Raw genomic sequence first — 884 nt, 5'->3', positions numbered from 1 at the left:
GTGCAGATAGAAGTCATGGAAAGCGACCCGACATTTAATATGAAAGCGCCGCGCCTGCCCGAACGCCTGCCCAAAGCGCTGCCGCAAGAACCTTTAAACCATATTCTTGACCATGCGCCGGTTGATGATGAGTTGGACGTACGCGATAAGGCCATGTTTGAATTGATGTATGGCAGCGGTTTGCGCCTGAGTGAGATACAAGGTTTGAATCTGGACGGTATCGTCTTGGATGAAGGCTGGGTCAGCGTGAAGGGTAAAGGCGGCAAGCAGCGGCAAGTGCCTTTGGTGGCTAAAAGCATTGCGGCATTGCGCGATTATCTGGCAGTGCGTATTGCCAAAGAGGGCGAGCAGGCCTTGTTCACCAATAAGAACGGCGGCAGGCTGGGGCAACGTCAAATCCAAAAACGCCTGCAGGCGTGGGCAGTGCGCGTGGGCAGTGCCAGCCATATCTCGCCGCACATGATGCGCCACAGCTATGCAACCCATCTTTTGCAGGCATCGGGCGATATCCGTGCCGTACAGGAATTGTTGGGGCACAGCAACCTTTCCGCTACGCAAGTTTATACAAAGCTGGACTTTGACCATTTGGCGCGCGTTGATGATGAGGCGCACCCAAGGGCGAAACGGAAAAAATGATTTTGTTTGAATTAGGCCGTCTGAAAGAATGTTTTCAGACGGCCTGATGTTTTATGGATAAAAAATACAGATGGTTTGAAACCATTTGAATTTTTATCGGTCTGATGAGGTTTAAATATTGGCCTGATGTGCGGATGGCATAAAGATTGTAAGAGTCGATGGCTTTTTTAATACCGTTTATCTTTTCAGATGGCCGCTTGTTTGATAATATTAGTAATGAGAGCTAATATCATATTATGATATACAGC

Annotated in this window: 1 protein-coding gene; it reads left to right on the top strand. The window is 48.5% G+C overall.

Annotated elements, in window-relative coordinates; translation table 11 throughout:
* Positions 1–636, top strand: a 636-nt coding sequence (locus tag ACTHUR_RS12660) for a tyrosine-type recombinase/integrase (protein WP_440398839.1), incomplete at its 5' end; no start/stop codon positions are given.
* Positions 637–884 lie beyond the last annotated feature (248 nt).

This window comes from Neisseria sp. P0021.S007 (assembly GCF_051956855.1).
The sequence above is the reverse complement of the archived record's forward strand: the minus strand, read 5'-3'. Positions and strand labels throughout refer to the sequence as shown.